The following is a 19,206-nucleotide window of genomic DNA, read 5'->3' as shown; positions in this document are numbered from 1 at the left end:
CGCACAGCACCCCCACCGACCAGGAATCGAGCACGTGATGGCCTCCCAGCCCGGACCGCCGTCGTCCCCCGCGTCCAAGGCCGCCACCATCAAGGACGTCGCAGCCGCCGCAGGCGTGTCCATCGCGACCGTCTCGCGCGCGCTCAACAGCGGTGAGCGGGTGCTCCCCGAGACCGTCGCCCGGGTCCGCGAGGTCGCCCGCGAGCTCGGGTACACCCCCTCGCGAACCGCCCGCGGCCTGGTCACCGGCCGCTCGGCGAACTTCGGCGTCATCCTCCCCGACGTCACCAACCCCTTCTTCGCCCCGCTGCTCGCAGCGGTCGAGTCCGCCGCCCAGACCCACGACCTCGGCGTGCTCATCGGCGACTCCCGCGAGGACCCCGCCGCCGAGCTGCGCATCGCTCAGCGCATGACCAGCCAGGCCGACGGGCTCGTCCTGGTCTCCTCCCGCCTGCCCGACTCCGAGATCCTCGCCCTCGCCGCCCGCGTCCCGGTGGTCCTGGCCAACCGGCGCCTGGACGGGCTGGACAGCGCCGTCATCGACGTCGCCCCCGGCTTCACCGGGGCCGTGGAGCACCTCGCTGCCCTCGGGCACACCCGCGTGCTCTACCTCGCCGGCCCGGCCGGCTCCTGGTCCGGCCAGGCCAAGGAGCGCGCCCTGCACGACGCCGCCCGCACCCACGCCGTCCAGCTCACCACCTGGGGCCCTCACCGCCCCACCTTCGACGGTGGCCGCCAGGTGGCTGACGAGGTCCTGGCCTCCGGCCACGGTGCCGTCATCTGCTACGACGACCTCATGGCCCTGGGCCTGCAGTCACGCTGCGCCGAGCGGGGGGTGGACGTGCCCGGGGAGCTGAGCGTCGTCGGCTGCGACGACGCCCTGCCCGAGGGGATGGCCCGGCCTGCCCTGACCACGATCGAAGGCCGCTCCGACGAGCTCGGACGGCTCGCCGCCCAGCTCCTCCTCGCCCGCATGAGCGACCCGGAGGCGGAGCCGCGGACCGAGACTGTGCCCTCGCGTCTGGTGCCCCGTGCCTCGACCGGGCCCGCCACCCGGCCCCGGCCGTAGAGTAGGGGTGTGTTTCACCGTGATATCCGTCAGTGCAGCGACCTCAACCCCGCCAACCGGCTGTGCCAGATCGGGCGGCCACGCCGCCTGAGGCCCGTCCCCACCCGCCACGCCACGACCCGCGGACGCCTCGCCGTCTGCGTCGGCGTCTTCGCCGCCCTGGGCGCGTGCAGCGGCCCGGTCGACGAACCGGGCACGGCCGAGACAGCCTCGGACGGCACCGTGACCGTGACCGTGCTCATGAAGGACATGCGCTTCGAGCCCTCGGTCATCGAGGTCGAGCCCGGCACCCACGTGATCATCGAGGCCAAGAACGCCGACTCCATGCCCCACGACCTCGTCTTCGAGAACGACCTGGCCACCGAGCTGCTCCCGCGCGACAAGTCCGCCGTCCTCGACCTCGGCGTCGTCGACGAGAGCCTCGACGGCTGGTGCAGCGTCAGCGGGCACCGCGCCGCCGGGATGACGCTGACCATCGAGGTCACGGACGCCTGAGGTCCTGAGCGCGTGAGCTGCTGACCTGCTGACCTGCCAGCGCGACACCCGATGGGGTACCGTGGAGGTGGATCAGACGCACCGGCTCGCCGGTTTCCTGCTCCGAACCCAAGCCACCTGGCACCCCGGACGAGGTGCGCCGTACCCGGTCAGCGACAAGACGGCGCGTGGAGGGTTGTCATGTCCTGGATCATTCTTGTCATCTCTGGCGTCTTCGAAGCCGTCTGGGCCACCGCGCTCGGCCGCAGCGAAGGCCTGAGCAAGCTCGCACCGACCGTCGTGTTCGGCGCCGCGCTGCTGGTCTCCATGGCCGGCCTCGCCTACGCCATGCGCGACCTGCCCACCGGGACGGCCTACGCCGTCTGGGTGGGGATCGGCGCGGTCGGCACCGTCACCTACGCGATGGCCACCGGCGCCGAGCCCGCCTCGCTCGTGCGCATCCTGCTGCTGCTGGGGATCGTCGCCTGCGTCGTCGGCCTCAAGGTCATCGACTGACCCACCCCCGTCCCCGTCCCTCTCCCCGCCGAACTCGTGACCCGCTCCCCGAGCTCGTGACCCATTCGCCGAGCTCGTGAACCATTCGCCGAGCTCGTGCGCCAGGCCCCGGCACGGGCGACCCACCCGCCCTGGCGCACGAGTTCGCGGGCTCACGCACGAGTTCGCGGGTTTGCGCACGAGTGCGTGGGCCCGCTCGCGGGGCGGCGCACCAGCATCGGAGTGCGTGTCAAAGCCCTGCTTCCTGGGCGAAGCCGGCGATGTGGCGTTCGACCGCCGCCTGCGCACCGGCGGAATCCCCCGCAGCGACCGCCGCGAGGATCGTGCGATGCTCGCTGCGCAGACGGGCAGCGGTCGCCGGCCAGTCCGGCATCGTCGCCGTGGCAGCGAGCACGTAGCTCTCGATCGCGCCGCGCAGGCCGAGCATCACCGCCTCGACGAGCAGGTTCCCCGACAGCCCAGCCAGCGCGACGTGAAAGGCGGAGTCGAGCTCCTGGAACGCCTGCGGCGTGAGCTCCTCGTCGTCCATCTGGTCGAGCAGCACCTCCGCGGCGTCCAGTGCCCGCCCGCCGGCCTGCGCCTCGTCCTCACCGCCCCGCTCACCGACCCGTTCCCCGATCCGGCCCACCGCCCACGTCTCGAGCAGCACCCGCAGCTCGACGACGTCGCGCACCGGCAAGGTGCCCACGGCGAGGTGCAGGCGCATGGCCGAGCCCAGCCCGGCCGCCGGCCGGTTGATGACGCTCGCCCCGGCGTCGGGCCCTGAGCCGACGGCGGTGCGCACGATGCCCATGGCCTCCAGGACGCGGATGGCCTCGCGGACCGAGGGGCGCGAGACGCCGAGCTCTTCGGCGAAGGCACGCTCGGCCGGGAGCCGCTCTCCGATGGCCCACCGCCCGGCGGCGAGGTCCGCCTCGATGCGGGCGAGAACAGCTTCATGGGTGCGCATCCGGCCAGCGTATCGCCGCGTTAGCGCCGTCAGCCGGAGATCTCTAGGACCGATGGCACATGACGGTGCCATCCTCGGCATATCGTGGGAGCGTAGAAGCGTCCTCGATCGTTGAACGTCATGACAGCTGTGACGGCTGCCGAGCGAGGACCGATCAAGGGGCAACGCCCCGAACAGGAGAATGATGAGCGCCAAGACGTCCAGCCTGTCCGCACACGGGCTCGTGGCAGGCTACGGAAGCACGCCGTCGATCAACGGGGTGGACCTCCTGGTCTCCCCCAGCACCGGCGCCATCGGGATCATCGGCCGCTCAGGGGTCGGCAAGACGACGCTGATCAAGGCGATGACCGGCGAGCTCAAGGTCCGCGGCGGGCGGGTCAACTTCGACGGCGCGACCGTGGGCCGGCTGGGCATCCGGGACAAGAAGCGCTTCGGTGTCGCGGTCCGGTCCGTCGCCCAGAACGGGTTCAGCGGCCTTGACTCGCGCCAGACGGTCCAGAAGGCGATCGAGGGCGAGCTGACCAAGGCACGCAAGGCCGGCCGGGCGACCGGCGCGAGCGCGGCGGACGTCATCGCCGTCATGTTCCTCGAGCCGCGCTTCCTCCCGCGCACCATCTCCTCCCTCTCCGGCGGCGAGCGTCAGCGTCTCGCCCTGGCCGCAGCGCTGGCCACCCGGCCTGACATCCTGCTGCTCGACGAGCCGACCACCGCCCTGGACCAGTCCCTCAAGGACGCGGTCAGCCGGCGCCTGGCCGAGATCGTCGAGGAGGACAACATCGGGCTGCTCGTGGCCTCCCACGACCTCGAGCTCATCAACCGCCTGTGCCCCACCGTCCACGTGCTCGACCACGGGACCTTCGTGGAGACCGGCAGCCTGCAGGACCTGCTGACCTCGCCCAAGCACGAGGCGACCCGCGACCTGGCGACCGCATTCCCCGAGGCGACAGGCGCCTTCGCCTAACCCCCTCCGCCGGCCGGCGGACGCCGGCGAGCGCCGCCGAGCGCCGGAACCCGGCCGCCAGGCGCCGGCCGCCAGGCGCCGGTCGCCGGACCGTGAGGTCGTCTATCAGGTGCGAGGTCGTCTATCTGAACAGACGACCTCGCACCTGATAGACGACCTCACCGAACTCGAGCCTTTGGGAAAGCGCTATCCTGTGGTCAGGCCACATGCGTTATCGTGGAGTTCTGTCAGCAACCCGCCTCCCCCAAGGACCACCGTGCGCATCGCTCTCGCGGCGACCTGTCTCGCCGACGCCATGTTCCCCCAGGCCCCGCAGGCCACGGTGCGCCTGCTCGAGCGCCTCGGCCACGAGGTGGTGTTCCCGCCCACCCAGACCTGCTGCGGGCAGATGCACGTCAACACCGGGTACTTCGCCGACGCGATGCCCATCATCACGAACCACGTCGAGGCCTTCTCCCCGGTCCTGGACGACGAGTGGGACGCGATCGTCGTCCCCTCCGGCTCGTGCACCGGGTCCATCCGCCACCAGCAGGCGATGGTGTGCCGCACCCAGGGCAACGAGAAGCTCGCCGTCACGGCCGAGGCCGTCGCCGCCAAGACCTACGAGCTCTCCGAGCTCCTCGTCGACGTGCTCGGCGTGACCGACGTCGGCGCGCACTTCCCCCACCGCGTCACCTACCACCCCACCTGCCACTCCCTGCGGATGCTGCACGTGGGCGACCGCCCGCTCCAGCTGCTGCGCGCCGTCGACGGCATCGACCTCGTCGAGCTGCCCGACGCCGAGTCCTGCTGCGGGTTCGGCGGCACCTTCGCGCTGAAGAACTCCGAGACGTCGGTGGCCATGCTCGGGGACAAGATGACGAACGTGCGGTCCACCGGCGCCGAGGTCCTCACCGCCGGGGACTACTCCTGCCTCATGCACATCGGCGGCGGCCTCAGCCGCACCCGCTCGGGGGTGCGCACCATGCACCTCGCCGAGATCCTCGCCAGCACCCGCACCGAGCCCGCCCAGCCCCCGACCGTGGGCGACCCGGGCACCGACCGCTCGGCCACGAGCATCGAGGTGAGCACCCGATGAGCACCTTCCTGGGCATGCCGTCCCTCGCCGCCCCCGGCGCCTCCCGCCGCGGCCCCGCAGCCGACCAGACCGGCGCCGACCGCACCCGGGTGGGCGACGACGTCCCCCACCCCGACGCGCCGCTGCGCTGGGGCGAGACCTTCCCCGACGCCGCCCGCGCGGCCCTGAACAACTCCCAGCTGCGTCGCAACCTCGCCCATGCGACGTCGACCATCCGCGCCAAGCGCGCCGCGGTGGTCGGCGAGGTGCCTGACTGGGAAGAGCTGCGCACCGCGGGCTCGGACCTCAAGGTCCGCGTCATGGCTGACCTGCCGGCGTTGCTGGAGGAGTTCGAGAAGAACTTCACCGCCCGCGGCGGCATCATCCACTGGGCCCGGGACGCCGCCGAGGCCAATCGCATCGTCGCCGACCTCGTCAAGGCCACCGGGGAGACCGAGGTGGTCAAGGTCAAGTCCATGGCCACCCAGGAGATCGGCCTCAACGAGGCACTCGCCGCCGAGGGCATCGCCGCCTTCGAGACCGACCTCGCCGAGCTCATCGTCCAGCTCGCCGACGACATGCCCTCCCACATCCTCGTCCCGGCCATCCACCGCAACCGCTCGGAGATCCGCGAGATCTTCCTCGAACGGATGGAGCACACCCCCGAGGGGATGACCGACGCACCGCGTGAGCTGGCGATGGCCGCCCGGGCGCACCTGCGCCGCAAGTTCCTCGCCGCCAAGGTCGCCATCAGCGGCGCGAACTTCGCCGTGGCGAGCACCGGGACGCTGACCGTCGTGGAGTCCGAGGGCAACGGGCGGATGTGCCTGACCCTCCCCGAGACCCTCATCACCGTCATGGGCATCGAGAAGCTCGTGCCGACCTTCGAAGACCTCGAGGTCTTCATGCAGCTGCTGCCGCGGTCCTCGACCGGGGAGCGGATGAACCCCTACACGAGCCTGTGGACCGGGGTCACCCCCGGCGACGGCCCGCAGAACGTCCACCTGGTGCTCCTGGACAACGGCCGCACCAACGCCCTGGCCGACGACGTAGGCCGGGCCGCGCTCAAGTGCATCCGCTGCTCGGCGTGCCTCAACGTGTGCCCCGTCTACGAGCGGGTCGGCGGGCACGCCTACGGCTCGGTCTACCCCGGCCCCATCGGCGCGATCCTCACCCCCCAGCTCACCGGGTCCACCGGCCACTCCGACCCCAACAACACCCTGCCCTTCGCCTCGACCCTGTGCGGCGCCTGCTACGAGGTGTGCCCGGTCAAGATCGACATCCCCTCCCTGCTGGTGCACCTGCGCGCCCGCACGGTCGAGGAGGACAAGGCCCGCCACCGGCCCACGGCCTGGGGCGCGGCGATGAAGGCGGCGTCCTTCGTCATGGCCGACTCCACGCGCTTCGCCACCGCCGAGAAGGGCACCGCCGCGCTGCGCCTGCTGGCCGGGAAGAAGAAACGGGTCACCTCCCTGCCCTACCCCGGCTCCCTGTGGACCGGCGCCCGGGACATCCCCGCCCCGCCCAAGGAGACCTTCCGGCAGTGGTGGGCCAGTACTCACGACGACTCTCCGACCACTCCCGAGGACGCCTCATGAGCGCACGCAGCGAGATCCTGCACCGTGTCCGCGCCGCGCTCGACGGCGTCACGGGCCACCAGGGAACCCTTCCCCCGGTAGCCCGGGAGTACCGCCGGACGGGCGAGCACGCGCCCGGCTCCCCCGGCGCGATCGACCTGCTGGTCGACCGCCTCGAGGACTACAAGGCCCACGTGCACCGGGTCGAGACCGACGAGGCCGTGACGGCCCTCGTCGGCGAGGTCCTCGCCTCCCACTTCGCCACCCTCGATGCCGAGACGGGCGACGCGGCGCGCTCCGTCGTCGTGCCCGCGGGGCTCGCCACGCACTGGGTGGACGGGCTGCCGTCCGGGACCACGGTGCTCACCGACTCCCGCGAGGCGCCGATGACCGCCCTGGAGCTCGACGAGGTCGACGCCGTGGTCACCGCCGCCCGGGTGGCGATCGCGGACACCGGGACGATCGTGCTGGACGGCGCCGAGGACCAGGGCCGCCGCGCCATCACCCTCGTGCCCGACGTCCACGTCTGCGTCGTGCGCACCGACCAAGTGGTGGACTCCGTCCCCGAGGGTGTGGCCATCCTCGCTGAGCACCCCGACCGCCCCCAGACCTGGATCTCCGGCCCGAGCGCGACCAGCGACATCGAGCTCTCCCGCGTGGAGGGCGTGCACGGGCCGCGGACCTTGCACGTGATCATCGTCCAGGCGTAGCCGGCACGGCGGTACCCGACCCAGCAGCAGTGAGCAGCACGCCGACCGGCGCAGGTCCCCGCGCCCCGTCATGGCTGTTCAGAGACCTGCCGGCGACCGTGTCGAGATGCTGACGGTGACGCGATGTGCCAGTGTCGTGCGATGACGAAGAACCGGGATCTCATCCGACAGATCAGTGTCGTTGTCCTCGGCGTGCTCGCCATCGTCGGAGCGGCCTACGGCTCCGGTGCCTTCGGCGGGACACCGACCTCCGAGGCTGCCGGAGGAGCGCTGTCCGCGAGCGCCACACCGGTCGCTCCCGCCTCCACGGCCTTCGCCATCTGGTCGGTGATCTACCTCGGACTCATCGGGTACGCCGTCTGGCAGGCGCTGCCTGCCCAGCGGGAGTCGACCCGCCAGCGCGCGATGGGGTGGCTAGCGGCTGCCTCGCTCGTGCTCAACGCAGCGTGGCTGCTCGTGGTCCAGGCCGGGTGGGTCTGGGTGAGCGTGGTGGTGATGGCCGCCCTGCTCGTGGTGCTCGTGCTCATCCTGGAGCGGATGCGCGCCACGGCGTCGTCCTCGTGGGTGGAGACGGTGCTCGTGGACGGGACCTTCGGGCTCTACCTCGGCTGGGTGACCGTCGCTGCGATCGCCAACGTCGCCGCCGCAGCGGCCTCCTCCGAGCCGGGCGACCTGGGGCTCGGCGCGACCGGGTGGTCCGTCGTGCTGCTCGTCGCCGCCGCGGTGATCGGCATCGCCTTCGCGATCCACACCGGTGGCCGCCTCACCATCAACCTGGCGATGGCCTGGGGCCTGGCGTGGATCGCGGTCGGACGCTGGGACGGGCCGCTCGAGGACGCCACCGTCGCTCCGGTGGCCGCCGCAGCCGCCGCGGTGGTGCTGCTCGCAGCGCTCGTCGTCCGGGTGCGCCGACGCTCCCCGACGGCTCGTCCCGCGACCGTGCCCGGGGCGCGCTGAGCGCACCGCGACCGATGAACAAGGCGAAGTAGAGCGCCTCGTTCTCGAGACCTGCTCGAGCTCGCGAGAGGATGGAGAACATGTCTCACTTCATCCCCGCGACCATGACGCCACGATTGACGCTCTCCCGCCCGACCGAGCGGGATCTGCTGGAGCTCTACGACCTCCACGCTGACCCTGAGGTGTGGAAGCACTTGCCCTCTGCACGTCACACCAAGCCCTCAGAGACTCGCGAGCTGATCGACCGCTACGTCGCGGGGTGGGAGATGAATGGGCTCGACGTGTGGGTGGCACGCGACACCGAGACGGATGCCTTGGTGGGTATCGGCGGTCCCAGCCTTCGCGAAGGCCTCGCCTGGAACCTCTACTACCGCCTAGCTCCCGCTGCCTGGGGGCAGGGCTATGCGCAGGAGATCATCACGGCAGCCCGCGCTGCGACAGCGGAGGCAGGATCTGACCTGCCCGTGGTTGCGTTCCTCCTCGAGCACAACGAAGGATCTCGTCGGGCCGCTGAGCGCGCCGGTCTGAAGGTCGTCTGGCGCGGTCATGACGCAGGCAACCCGGATCCGGACGCCGTGCGTCTCGTGTTCGCCGATCGTGCACTCAGTGAGGACGTTCTTCGCGTGTTCCTCTCCTGACGCTTGGTACGCACGAGTGACGTGGTCGCCATCGAGCTCTGCGCGACTCAACGGCCAGCCCTGCTGGCGAACGATCTCGCGGACCTCCACAGTCTGGAAAGATGTTCTGGTGACTGCACAGGACTCCGACGGCCTCTTCGACCTCCCTCCTGGGACCCGGCAGCCGTCGGCCCGCGTGGTGCTCCTCACCGGTCCGTCCGGGTCGGGGAAGTCGAGCCTGGTCCGGCGGCTGGGGCTGGCCTCGGTCGCCCTCGACGACTTCTATCACGACCACGACCACCCGGGGATGCCGCGCCGCTTCGGCATCGCCGACTGGGACTCTCCCGACAGCTGGGACGGCGCCGGCGCGCTCGCCGCCCTCGTCGAGCTGTGCACGACCGGCCACGCTGAGCTCCCGCTCTACGACATCCCCACGTCACGCCGGACCGGCACCACCCACGCGGACCTGACCGGGGAGCCGATCATCATCGCCGAGGGCATCTTCGCCTCCGAGCTGGTCGCCGCGTGCCGCAGCGAGGGGATCCTCGCCGACGCGATCTGTGTGACGCGCCCCCGTCTGGTGACGTTCTGGTTCCGTCTGCTGCGTGACCTGGGTGAGTCCCGCAAGCCGCCGCTCACCCTGATCCGCCGGGGATGGGGGCTGCTGCGCGACGAGCCAGCGCTCATCCGCCACTGGGTCTCCCAGGGGTGCCGGGCCGTGCGCGTGGCTCAGGCCGAGCGTGACATCCGCGCCTTGCACGCCGCAGCTGTCGCGGCTCAGCCCTCCCGGCCGGCTGCTGAGCCCACCGGTGCGTCCGGGCCTGCCGGGCCTGCCGAGTCAGCTGCGCCGACGGGCACGTAGGCCCGCAGCCACGCCGCGATCTGCTGGTAGGCGACGGCGCGGACCTCCGGGGCTGACAGCACCACGTCGTGCAGGGCGCCGTCGATCCGGGCAATCGTGCAGGTCGCACCGAGGTCGGTGGCCCGGCGCGCGATCCCCACGACGTCGAGCGCGGTGTCGGTGTGCATCATCTCCGGGGTCCACCGGGGCAGCAGGGTGCTGCGGGTGGACAGCAGCGTGAGGATCGGGACAGAGATCTTCAGCCCGTGGGCCACCTGAGCGTGCCCGGCGAGGACGGCACCCAGCCATCCTGGGCGCACCTCGAAGCCGTGCACCGGGCGCCAGATGTAGCTGTAGCTCCACTCGCCGTCGAAGTCCGCCGAGACCGCCCGGGTGTAAAAGCCCAGGTCGACCGTGGGCAAGGGCGCCCGCGGGTCGAGCCGGGCCCCGAGGGTGACGAGCGGAGCCAGCGCGACCCGGCCGACCTGCCGCGTCTGGAACTCCAGCCACGGGCTGTTGAGCACCAGGGCGCTGACCCGGTCCTGGTTCCGCGCGACCCAGAGGCTCATCGTCAGCCCACCGGTGGAGTGCCCCATGATCACCAGCCGCCGCGGGGTGACCGGCGGCTCAGCGGGGGCCCGCTGGGCAGCTCGCCCCGCTCGGGCAGCGGCCTCGGGGATGGGCGCGGCCATCGCCGCGAGGGCCGCGTCGATGTCTTCGTCGTAGGTCTGCAGGTCGGAGACGAAGCCTGGGGTCTGCCAGGCCCGCAGGCTGCGGCCGTACTTGCGCAGGTCGAGGGCGAAGAACCGCGCGCCGCGGGCCGCCCAGAAGTCGGCGAGCTCGGTCTGGAAGAAGTAGTCCGACCAGCCGTGGACGTAGAGCACGTCGAAGCCCGCGTCCGGTACGACGTCCGAGCCCTCCTCCGGGACCCGTCGCACCAGCGTCGCCATGACCGGGCCCTCGTCGTCGGCGGCCAGCGGGAGCGTCAGTCGCTCGTAGCCCTCACCGAGCACGTCGGGCAGCCAGAGATGGGTCACCGGGTCGCCCGGCGCTGCGGGTGCAGGCGTGGGCGGCGCAGCAGGCGCGCCGGGACGGGAGAACGGACGCGTCCGGCTGGGCGCTGGCGCGGGCAGGGCGTCGGGGATGACCTCGCCCGCCACCATGGTCATCGTCGCTGAGGCGGTGTCTGTGACGGCGGCCGGGAGAGTTCCGGCGGCCGGTCCACGGGGTGCAGCCATCTTCCGAGCCTAGAGCCGATGCCTCGCCCCGGCCCGTCCCCGGCTCAGAAGATCGGGACGTTCGGCCCGTGGATAGCGCTTCCCATCGCGCTACGTTCAACAGGAGGGCGGGGCGCCCGCAGTGTGGCGACGCCCCGTCATCCACCGCACAAGCCGCACCTAGGAGTCACCATGGTCCAGCGCATGATCCTCAACCAGACCGCCTACTTCGGCCGCGGCGCCATCTCGGAGATCCCGGGGGCGCTCCTCGCACAGGGAGCCACCAAGGCTCTGGTCGTCACCGACCAGGTGCTCCTGGACACCGGCGTCGCCACCAAGGTCACCGCCCTGCTCGACGCCGCCGGATTCCCCTACGAGGTGTTCAGCGACGTCGAACCCAACCCGCCGATCGAGAACGTCCGCGCCGGCGTCGAGCACTTCCTCGCCTCGGGCGCCGACGTCCTGCTCGCCATCGGCGGCGGCTCTCCGCAGGACACCTGCAAGGCCATCGGGATCGTCGCGGCCAACCCCGAGTTCGCCGACGTGCGCAGCCTGGAGGGCGTCGCCGCCACCGCCAACCCGAGCGTGCCGATCATCGCGGTACCCACCACGGCCGGGACCGCCGCCGAGGTGACGATCAACTACGTCATCACCGACACCCAGAACGCCCGCAAGTTCGTCTGCGTGGACCCGCACGCGATCCCGGTGCTCGCCGTCGTCGACGCGGACATGATGGACGGCATGCCGGCCGGCCTCAAGGTCGCCACCGGGCTGGATGCCCTCACCCACGCCATCGAGGGATACACCACCCTCGGCGCCTGGGAGCTCACCGACACCTTGCACCTCAAGGCCATCGAGATCATCGCGCAGTCGCTGCCCGGCGCCGCGGCCGGCGACCCGGACGCCGTCGAGCGCATGGCGCTGGGCCAGTACATGGCCGGGATGGGCTTCTCCAACGTGGGCCTCGGCCTGGTGCACGCCATGGCCCACCCCCTCGGCGCCCAGTTCGGCACCCCGCACGGGGTCGCCAACGGCATCCTGCTCGCGACGGTGATGGAGTTCAATGCCGAGCACACCGGGGAGAAGCTGCGCCACGTGGCAGCGGCCCTCGGCGTCGAGGGCGCGGCAGACCTGCCGCTCGACGTCGCTCGCAAGGCCGCCGTCGACGCTGTCCGCGACCTGGCCCGCAGCCTCGGCAACCCGTCCAGCCTCCGTCAGGTCGGCGTCACCGCCGAGGGCCTGGACGCCCTGACCGACGCTGCCCTGGCCGACGTCTGCGCCGGCGGGAACCCCCGCCCGGCCACCCGCGAGGAGGTCCGCGCGCTCTACCGCTCGGTCTTCTGACCCCCGCGGGCCCGCCCCCTCCGCGAGTGCGTGCCTCTAGTTGCGGTGCGCGACTTCGAAGTCACGCACCACAACGGAAAGCACGCACTCACCATTGAGCGACCGGGGCCGGACCGGGGGCCGGAGACGGTTGGAGGCGGGCGCAGTGGCCCAGCGGCCCAGCGGCGCAGCGGCCCAGCGGCGCAGCGGCCCAGCGGCCCAGCGGCCCAGCGGCCCAGCGGCATGACGAAGGGCCCCGGACCATCAGGTCCGGGGCCCTTCGTCATACCGTCTCAGGCGGGAGTGGTCACTCCGCGCCGGCGGTGGCGCTCAGGCCACCGGTCGGGGGCAGCTTGGTGATGTCCACCGGGCCGTCGCCGATCACGAGCGCCGCGGCTGCGGCGACCGGTCCACGCTTGTGGTCTTCCTTGGGGACACCGCGGAAGGTGAACTCCCCGAGGATGCCTTCGCCCTCGGCGTCGACCAGGATGACCTCGCCGGCCTTGATGTCGCCGAAGAGGATCTTCTCGGAGAGGACGTCCTCGATCTCGCGCTGGATCGCACGACGCAGCGGTCGGGCGCCGAGCACGGGGTCGTAGCCCTTCTCCGCGAGCAGACGCTTGGCCGCGGGCGTGAGCTCGATGCCCATGTCCTTGTCCTGCAGACGACCGTCGAGCTTGGCGATCATCAGGTCGACGATCTGGACGATCTCGTCCTGGGTCAGCTGCGGGAAGACGATCGTGTCGTCCACGCGGTTGAGGAACTCGGGGCGGAAGTGCTGCTTGAGCTCCTCGTTGACCTTGGCCTTCATGCGCTCGTAGGTCGTGCCCAGGTCGCCACCGGCGTTGAAGCCGGTCTGCATGCCCTTGGCGATGTCCCGGGTCCCCAGGTTCGTGGTCATGATGATCACGGTGTTCTTGAAGTCCACGACACGGCCCTGAGAGTCGGTCAGGCGACCGTCCTCGAGGATCTGCAGCAGCGAGTTGAAGATGTCCGGGTGTGCCTTCTCGACCTCGTCGAAGAGCACGACGGAGAACGGACGACGGCGAACCTTCTCGGTGAGCTGACCGCCCTCGTCGTAGCCGACGTAGCCGGGAGGGGAACCGAAGAGACGGGAGACCGTGTGCTTCTCGGAGAACTCCGACATGTCGAGCTGGATGAGCGCGTCCTCGTCGCCGAAGAGGAACTCGGCGAGCGCCTTGGCGAGCTCGGTCTTACCCACACCGGTGGGACCGGCGAAGATGAACGAACCACCCGGACGCTTGGGGTCCTTGAGCCCGGCACGCGTACGACGGATCGCCTGCGCCAGACCCTTGATCGCGATGTCCTGCCCGACGACGCGCTTGTGCAGCTCGTCCTCCATCTTCAGCAGGCGCGAGGACTCTTCCTCGGTCAGCTTGAACACGGGGATACCGGTGGACATGGCCAGCACCTCGGCGATGAGATCCTCATCCACCTCGGCGACGGTGTCCAGGTCTCCGGACTTCCAGGCCTTCTCGCGATCCGCGCGCTTCTGCGTGAGCTGCTTCTCCACGTCACGCAGCCCGGCGGCCTTCTCGAAGTCCTGCTCGTCGATCGCCGACTCCTTGTTGCGGCGTGCCTCGGCGATCTCGTCGTCGAGCTCACGCAGCTCCGGCGGAGCGGTCATGCGGCGGATGCGCAGACGCGCACCGGCCTCGTCGACCAGGTCGATCGCCTTGTCCGGCAGGAACCGGTCGTTGACGTAACGGTCGGCCAGGGTTGCCGCGGCGACGAGTGCGCCGTCGGTGATGGAGACGCGGTGGTGCGCCTCGTAGCGGTCACGCAGACCCTTGAGGATCTCGATCGCGTGGGGCAGGGACGGCTCAGCGACCTGCACCGGCTGGAAACGACGCTCGAGGGCGGCGTCCTTCTCGATGTGCTTGCGGTACTCGTCCAGGGTGGTCGCTCCGATGGTCTGGAGCTCCCCACGGGCCAGCATCGGCTTGAGGATCGAGGCGGCGTCGATCGCGCCCTCGGCTGCACCGGCTCCGACGAGGGTGTGGATCTCGTCGATGAACAGGATGATGTCGCCGCGGGTGCGGATCTCCTTGAGGACCTTCTTCAGGCGCTCTTCGAAGTCACCGCGGTAGCGGGACCCGGCGACCAGCGACCCGAGGTCGAGGGTGTAGAGCTGCTTGTCCTTGAGGGTCTCGGGGACGTCGCCGGAGACGATGTCCTGGGCGAGGCCTTCCACGACAGCGGTCTTACCGACACCAGGTTCACCGATGAGCACCGGGTTGTTCTTGGTGCGTCGGCTGAGGACCTGCATGACACGTTCGATCTCTTTGCTGCGACCGATGACCGGGTCGAGCTTGCCCTCGCGGGCAGCCTGGGTCAGGTTGCGACCGAACTGGTCGAGCACGGCCGAACCGGCCGGGGTGCCCTCGGAGGGGGCGCCCGAGGCGACCTGTTCCTTGCCCTGGTAGCCGGAGAGCAGCTGGATGACCTGCTGGCGGACCCGGTTGAGGTCAGCACCCAGCTTCGTCAGGACCTGGGCGGCGACGCCCTCGCCCTCGCGGATGAGGCCGAGCAGGATGTGCTCGGTCCCGATGTAGTTGTGGCCGAGCTGCAGCGCCTCGCGCAGGGACAGCTCGAGAACCTTCTTCGCGCGGGGCGTGAAGGGGATGTGGCCGGAGGGAGCCTGCTGGCCCTCGCCGATGATCTCGGTGACCTGTGAGCGCACCGCATCGAGGGAGATGCCCAAGGACTCAAGTGCCTTGGCTGCTACACCCTCACCCTCGTGGATGAGGCCGAGCAGGATGTGTTCGGTCCCGATGTAGTTGTGGTTGAGCATCCGTGCCTCTTCTTGGGCAAGGACGACCACCCGACGGGCTCGGTCGGTAAATCTCTCGAACATGTGCGCTCCTCACAGGTGCGGGCCGGAACTGGAAGGCTCCCAGGCCTGACCGCATCGACTCTAGTAGGCAGCAACGGGTCAGTCCCTCTCGATATGCCCTTGTTCGCCGCAGGCGTGAAGACTCGTCGTCCCGTGAGACGGTCGAGGCCCGTGACGCACCATGGATCCGGGCACGTCACGGTCAAGTTTGGTAAGTATGGGACATCAGCCCGACCACCTCCCGGCCGGACTCGTCCCCGGAGGCGCGCCATGTCCGATCCGACCACATCGACGAACGCCTTCGGCGAGTTCCTCAAGCAGCGCTGGCTGACGATCGTCATCGTCGCGGCTGTCCTGGTCTTCGTCCTGCAGAACACCGGAGACTCCACCGTCCACCTGCTCTGGATGACCCTGACGACGCCGACGTGGCTGCTGCTGGCCATCCTCTTCTTCCTCGGTGTGGTCGCCGGTTCCTTCCGCGCCCGCCGCAAGCGCCGCACCTCGAGGAAGTAGCCCGGGGGCACGACGACGGCAGGACCGCTCAGCCGACGACGCCCAGCACTCCGAGCGCGACGAGTCCCACGACGACCGAGGCCGCGAACTCGCCCAGGCCGAACTGCAGGGGCTTCGCCGCCGTCCGCGGAACCCACCACGCCCGAACCGTGAGCAGCGCGAACACGATCGCGGCCACCCACCACCACGGTCCGGCGTCGGCGCCACGCGTCGCGGCCGCCACCACGAGCACGATCACCGTGACGAGGGCGTGGTAGCCCACGGAGGCAGCGAGGAAGCGCCGGTCCCCGCGCTGGCGGATGAGGGACTTCACGTAGAGCACGGTCCCGAGGAAGTACGCCAGCACGAGGCCGGTCGCCGCCCAGACCGCGGGCCAGCCGACCGGACCGGGCTGGCCGAGCCAGCCCGCGACGTCGGGCAGGGGGGTGTGCGGGAGGCCTGCGGAGTAGGCGACCGGGAGCATGAGGCAGGCGGCCAGGACCGTCACGCCGTCGTTGAGCAGCGACCGGTCCCGGCGCTGGTAGGAGCACCACAGGCTGATCGCGATGAGCGGGGCGAAGGGGAGGGACCACACGACCAGCGCCGGCTGGAGCAGCAGGACCGCCACGGCGGGGACGATCAGCGCGATCACGTAGGCGCGCACCGGAGGGAAGTACTTCTTCTTCAGCCGCGACTTCAGCCACAGCCCGACGGCGTAGAAGGCGAAGTAGCCCAGCACCCACACGACGGCCAGCGGGAGGTGGACCCACGTCGGTCCTGAGGCCACGACGCCGAGCAGCAGCGGGATGACGAGCATCGCCCAGGCTCCGTGCTGGTCGGGTACCCAGCCTGGGGACCGACGCCGACGGCGGGTCGCCGCGGCGCGGCGCTCTCCGGCGGCGGCTGATCCGTTCGAGGTGGGCACTGTGCCATGGTGCCACGGCGCGCGACAGTCACCGTGGGACCGTTGGCCGCGGGATCTCGGCCGCGAACCCGGGCGGCCCGGCGTGCCGGCCCGGCGTGCCGGCCCGGCCGCCGGTCAGCCGGTGATCGCCCCCGAATAGCTCAGGCCGAAGCCGAAGGCGTAGGCGTTGCCGGCTGAGTCGACGTAGGGCTCGGTGTCCCCGCCGACGTCCTCGAGCTGCGCCTCGACCGCGTCCATCGAGGCGGGGAAGCCGATGGGCAGGCGTCCCTGCGGCTCGGACAGGCCGAGCGCCACCTCGATGAGCGCCTGGTCGCTGATCCCGAAGCCGACGAGGATCGCGTCCGACCGTGCCTCGAACTCCGCCGGGACCACCGGGTTGGTGGCCTTGAGGACCGTGATCACCGGGATGTCCCTGCCGCTGGCCTCGACGGCGGCCACCGCGCGCTCGAAGGCGTCGAGGTCTGACTCGTTCTCGATCCGCGACGTCGCGCCGAAGTAGGACCGGTTCTCCTGGGACCCGTCGGCAAGGATGTCGCCGGAGATGGAGACCCGGCGCACGTGCTCCCCGTCCGCGGTGTACGGGCGGTACTGCAAGGACAACGGGTACCACCCCCCGGTGTCGCTGTCGCGCCCGACCGAGCTGAAGTGGGTGCCGTTGGCCGGGCTGCTCATGCCGACCAGCACGACGTCGACGCCGCTGAGGTCAGGGGCCGAGTAGCTGATGACCGTGCCGTCGGCGTCCAGGACCGCCTCGTCGGTGACGACCTTGCCGACGTAGGCCTGCGCGGCCTCGACGTCGAGCCCCGGAGCCTCCGTGTACACCTCGGGCCCGAAGGCGCCGCTGCTGTCCGCGGGCCGGGTCGTGGCGTAGGAGCGAGGGATGTAGACGGTCGCCTCGGACCAGTCCGCCGCGTCAGTGGGGGCGATGGTCTGCGCGTCGTTCTTGAGCATCACGGCGGAGTCCAGCTGGGCCTGGAAACCGGCGGCGACCTTGTCCGGTGACCCGGCGGCCGCCCGGGACCGGTCGAGGTCGAGGTAGGCGTTCTCGTAGAGCCCCGGCTGGAACATCAGGGTGAGGATGCGCGCGGCCGACTCCCGGAACCGTGTGTCGGCGTCGACGTCGATCGCTCCGGCGTCGTAGTCCGCCTGCCACAGGTCGAAGGCGGCCAGCACCGGCCCGACGTCGTTGTTGCCGCCGAACATGTCGTGCCCGGTCCGCAGGACGGCGTAGTGGCGCTCGTCGACCGTGAGGTCCTCCGCGCCCCAGGCGGTGCCGCCGCTCGAGTCCGGGTCGGAGGTCGACCGGGTGACGTTCCAGTCGGTGACGACGACGCCGTCGTAGCTCTCGCGCAGGAGCGCGATCCGCCCGGTGTCGTAGGCCGCGCCCGTGCGGTCGGCGAAGAGGGGGTCACCGTTCGCGTTGAGCAGGATCGAGTAGGAGGTCATGACGGAGGCCGAGTCCAGCGCACCGAGGAAGGCCTGCGTGTGCGTGTCGAAGTTGCCCCCGGGGTACACGCTGTACGTGCCGGCGACGGTGTGCGGCTCCCGGCCGCCCTCCCCCGGGCCCTCGCCAGCCCAGTGCTTGATCATGGCGTTGATCGACTCCGGCCCCCAGCCGTCCACGCCCGTCGAGCTCTGGAAGCCGTCGACGTTGACCTTCGCCAGCGTGCTGGTGAGCTCGGCGTCCTCGCCGAAGGTCCCTTCGGTGCGCAACCAGCGCGGATCCGTCGCCAGGTCGATCTGGGGGGTGATGGCCGAGGCGATGCCCATGGCCCGGTACTCGGCTGAGACCATCGTGGAGAAGGCCTCGACCGTCGCTACGGCGAAGGTCGCGGCCATGCCCAGGTTGGACGGCCAGCGTGAGAGGTCCGTGCCGGAGGCGTTGTAGCTGGCGGTCCCCGCGGTCGAGCGCGGGTCGGAGGCGAGGTTGACCGGGATGTACGGCTCCTGCGCGCTGGCGAGGGACTCCGCGTAGGCCTGCATCTCGTTGGACCACGTGGCGGTCGCCTCGACGTCGTTGGGGCCGGCGTAGTTGACGTTGCGCACCCGCGATTGCGACAGGTAGGTCTCCTGGACGGCGGTGAGCCCGTCGGCCGGTGAGTACTCCTGGGTGCCGAACAGCATGAGACCGGCGATCTGCTCGATCGACACCTCCTGGGCCAGCGCTGCGGCCCGGTCCTGGGGCGAGCGCCGCCAGTCCTCCCAGGCGTCGAGCGTGCCGTTGGCGTTCATGTCCTTGAAGGCGACCGTCACGCCGTCGACCTCGTCGGTGAGCAGCTTGATCCCGCTGTCCACGCCGAAGGACAGGACCGGCCCGGCTCCCGGGTTGGTGACGACGGTGAAGGTCGTGGTGCCGTCGGTGACCTCGCGGACGGCGTAGGAGCCCGGCGCGTCCTCGCCGTCCTGGGCGATGGAGCACCCGGTGAGTGCGAGCAGAACCACGGCGGTGAGCGTCGCCATCCCGGCGCGTGGTGTCGTCGGGAGGCCTCGCCCTGGTGCTGTCGTCATCGACATTCCTTCTTCCTGGCTGCGTACGCGCACGTCGAAGGCTCATCGCAGCATGGCCGCGGGCGCCCGCCGGGCCCCCGTGCACAACTTGTCGACGGGCACGCACACCCTGTCGCCGGATCCCCGACGACGACGGCCCGCCGCCCCGGGGAGGGG

General features: G+C 70.9%; 17 protein-coding genes and 1 riboswitch. Of the genes, 12 read left to right on the top strand and 5 right to left on the bottom strand.

Annotated features, from left to right (window positions below):
• Positions 1-37 precede the first annotated feature (37 nt).
• The 3 genes from SS2_RS03690 (at position 38) to SS2_RS03680 (ending at position 2,059) form a co-directional block, all read left to right on the top strand.
• Positions 38-1,069 (top strand): LacI family DNA-binding transcriptional regulator, encoded by a 1,032-nt coding sequence (locus SS2_RS03690; RefSeq protein WP_066461204.1) that lies wholly within the window; start codon positions 38-40, stop codon positions 1,067-1,069.
• A gap of 9 nt (positions 1,070-1,078) precedes the next feature.
• Positions 1,079-1,564: a cupredoxin domain-containing protein gene (locus SS2_RS03685; protein WP_066461202.1), complete on the top strand. Its 486-nt coding sequence runs from the start codon at positions 1,079-1,081 to the stop codon at positions 1,562-1,564.
• A gap of 107 nt (positions 1,565-1,671) precedes the next feature.
• Positions 1,672-1,734, top strand: a riboswitch (guanidine-III (ykkC-III) riboswitch).
• 10 nt (positions 1,735-1,744) lie between these two features.
• Positions 1,745-2,059: a DMT family transporter gene (locus tag SS2_RS03680; protein WP_066461200.1), complete on the top strand. Its 315-nt coding sequence runs from the start codon at positions 1,745-1,747 to the stop codon at positions 2,057-2,059.
• 229 nt (positions 2,060-2,288) lie between these two features.
• Here SS2_RS03680 and SS2_RS03675 read toward each other — a convergent pair whose 3' ends face one another.
• Positions 2,289-3,008, bottom strand: a complete 720-nt coding sequence (locus SS2_RS03675) for a FadR/GntR family transcriptional regulator (RefSeq protein WP_066461198.1) — start codon at positions 3,006-3,008, stop codon at positions 2,289-2,291.
• A 184-nt stretch (positions 3,009-3,192) separates the two neighbouring features.
• Here SS2_RS03675 and SS2_RS03670 point away from each other — a divergent pair, with 184 nt between their 5' ends.
• The 7 genes from SS2_RS03670 to SS2_RS03640 all read left to right on the top strand — a co-directional run bounded on the left by SS2_RS03670 (position 3,193) and on the right by SS2_RS03640 (position 9,749).
• Positions 3,193-3,969 carry an ATP-binding cassette domain-containing protein gene (locus SS2_RS03670; RefSeq protein WP_066461197.1) on the top strand — a complete coding sequence of 259 codons (777 nt, stop codon included), beginning with the start codon at positions 3,193-3,195 and terminating at the stop codon, positions 3,967-3,969.
• A gap of 256 nt (positions 3,970-4,225) precedes the next feature.
• Positions 4,226-5,047, top strand: a complete 822-nt coding sequence (locus SS2_RS03665) for a (Fe-S)-binding protein (RefSeq protein ID WP_066461194.1) — start codon at positions 4,226-4,228, stop codon at positions 5,045-5,047.
• Positions 5,044-6,624, top strand: a complete 1,581-nt coding sequence (locus SS2_RS03660) for a LutB/LldF family L-lactate oxidation iron-sulfur protein (protein WP_083941691.1) — start codon at positions 5,044-5,046, stop codon at positions 6,622-6,624. Before SS2_RS03665 ends, SS2_RS03660 begins: the two co-directional genes overlap by 4 nt.
• Positions 6,621-7,313, top strand: a complete 693-nt coding sequence (locus tag SS2_RS03655; RefSeq protein WP_066461192.1) for a LutC/YkgG family protein — start codon at positions 6,621-6,623, stop codon at positions 7,311-7,313. The genes SS2_RS03660 and SS2_RS03655 overlap by 4 nt, the downstream gene beginning before the upstream one ends.
• Positions 7,314-7,454: 141 nt before the next feature.
• Positions 7,455-8,270 (top strand): TspO-related membrane protein, encoded by an 816-nt coding sequence (locus SS2_RS03650; RefSeq protein WP_066461190.1) that lies wholly within the window; start codon positions 7,455-7,457, stop codon positions 8,268-8,270.
• 80 nt (positions 8,271-8,350) lie between these two features.
• On the top strand, positions 8,351-8,908 hold the full coding sequence (locus tag SS2_RS03645; protein WP_083941739.1) for a GNAT family N-acetyltransferase: 558 nt from the start codon (positions 8,351-8,353) through the stop codon (positions 8,906-8,908).
• A 109-nt stretch (positions 8,909-9,017) separates the two neighbouring features.
• Positions 9,018-9,749 carry a uridine kinase family protein gene (locus SS2_RS03640; RefSeq protein WP_083941690.1) on the top strand — a complete coding sequence of 244 codons (732 nt, stop codon included), beginning with the start codon at positions 9,018-9,020 and terminating at the stop codon, positions 9,747-9,749.
• Here SS2_RS03640 and SS2_RS03635 read toward each other — a convergent pair.
• A complete protein-coding gene (locus SS2_RS03635; protein ID WP_245643336.1) occupies positions 9,665-10,966 on the bottom strand; it encodes an alpha/beta hydrolase in 1,302 nt (433 codons plus the stop codon). The two genes, SS2_RS03640 and SS2_RS03635, sit on opposite strands and share 85 nt — an antisense overlap.
• A 171-nt stretch (positions 10,967-11,137) precedes the next feature.
• Here SS2_RS03635 and fucO point away from each other — a divergent pair, with 171 nt between their 5' ends.
• A complete protein-coding gene (gene fucO, locus SS2_RS03630; RefSeq protein WP_066461179.1) occupies positions 11,138-12,289 on the top strand; it encodes a lactaldehyde reductase in 1,152 nt (383 codons plus the stop codon).
• Positions 12,290-12,575: 286 nt separating this feature from the next.
• On the opposite strand, the gene SS2_RS03625 is transcribed toward fucO, so the two are convergent.
• Entirely contained in the window at positions 12,576-15,146 is a 2,571-nt protein-coding gene (locus SS2_RS03625) for an ATP-dependent Clp protease ATP-binding subunit (RefSeq protein ID WP_066461177.1), read from the bottom strand.
• Positions 15,147-15,395: 249 nt separating this feature from the next.
• Between SS2_RS03625 and SS2_RS03620 the strand changes: the two genes are divergently transcribed.
• Positions 15,396-15,638 carry a hypothetical protein gene (locus SS2_RS03620; protein ID WP_066461175.1) on the top strand — a complete coding sequence of 81 codons (243 nt, stop codon included), beginning with the start codon at positions 15,396-15,398 and terminating at the stop codon, positions 15,636-15,638.
• Between the two features lie 28 nt (positions 15,639-15,666).
• On the opposite strand, the gene SS2_RS03615 is transcribed toward SS2_RS03620, so the two are convergent.
• On the bottom strand, positions 15,667-16,542 hold the full coding sequence (locus SS2_RS03615; protein WP_066461174.1) for a YwiC-like family protein: 876 nt from the start codon (positions 16,540-16,542) through the stop codon (positions 15,667-15,669).
• Positions 16,543-16,656: 114 nt separating this feature from the next.
• Positions 16,657-19,050: a glycoside hydrolase family 3 N-terminal domain-containing protein gene (locus SS2_RS03610; protein ID WP_245643335.1), complete on the bottom strand. Its 2,394-nt coding sequence runs from the start codon at positions 19,048-19,050 to the stop codon at positions 16,657-16,659.
• Positions 19,051-19,206 lie beyond the last annotated feature (156 nt).

Source organism: Sanguibacter suarezii NBRC 16159, assembly GCF_001552735.1.
GTDB lineage: Bacteria > Actinomycetota > Actinomycetes > Actinomycetales > Cellulomonadaceae > Sanguibacter > Sanguibacter suarezii.
Note: the sequence above shows the minus strand (reverse complement) of the source record. Positions and strands in the feature narration are given on the sequence as shown.

Bases quoted from the DNA above. Each gene is read 5' to 3' on its own strand.
- SS2_RS03690 (WP_066461204.1), top strand. From the start codon at position 38: ATGGCCTCCCAGCCCGGACCGCCGTCGTCCCCCGCGTCCAAGGCCGCC.
- SS2_RS03680 (WP_066461200.1), top strand. From the start codon at position 1,745: ATGTCCTGGATCATTCTTGTCATCTCTGGCGTCTTCGAAGCCGTCTGG.
- SS2_RS03675 (WP_066461198.1), bottom strand. From the start codon at position 3,008: ATGCGCACCCATGAAGCTGTTCTCGCCCGCATCGAGGCGGACCTCGCC.
- SS2_RS03670 (WP_066461197.1), top strand. From the start codon at position 3,193: ATGAGCGCCAAGACGTCCAGCCTGTCCGCACACGGGCTCGTGGCAGGC.
- SS2_RS03660 (WP_083941691.1), top strand. From the start codon at position 5,044: ATGAGCACCTTCCTGGGCATGCCGTCCCTCGCCGCCCCCGGCGCCTCC.
- SS2_RS03655 (WP_066461192.1), top strand. From the start codon at position 6,621: ATGAGCGCACGCAGCGAGATCCTGCACCGTGTCCGCGCCGCGCTCGAC.
- SS2_RS03650 (WP_066461190.1), top strand. From the start codon at position 7,455: ATGACGAAGAACCGGGATCTCATCCGACAGATCAGTGTCGTTGTCCTC.
- SS2_RS03645 (WP_083941739.1), top strand. From the start codon at position 8,351: ATGTCTCACTTCATCCCCGCGACCATGACGCCACGATTGACGCTCTCC.
- SS2_RS03635 (WP_245643336.1), bottom strand. From the start codon at position 10,966: ATGGCTGCACCCCGTGGACCGGCCGCCGGAACTCTCCCGGCCGCCGTC.
- fucO (WP_066461179.1), top strand. From the start codon at position 11,138: ATGGTCCAGCGCATGATCCTCAACCAGACCGCCTACTTCGGCCGCGGC.
- SS2_RS03625 (WP_066461177.1), bottom strand. From the start codon at position 15,146: ATGTTCGAGAGATTTACCGACCGAGCCCGTCGGGTGGTCGTCCTTGCC.
- SS2_RS03620 (WP_066461175.1), top strand. From the start codon at position 15,396: ATGTCCGATCCGACCACATCGACGAACGCCTTCGGCGAGTTCCTCAAG.
- SS2_RS03610 (WP_245643335.1), bottom strand. From the start codon at position 19,050: ATGACGACAGCACCAGGGCGAGGCCTCCCGACGACACCACGCGCCGGG.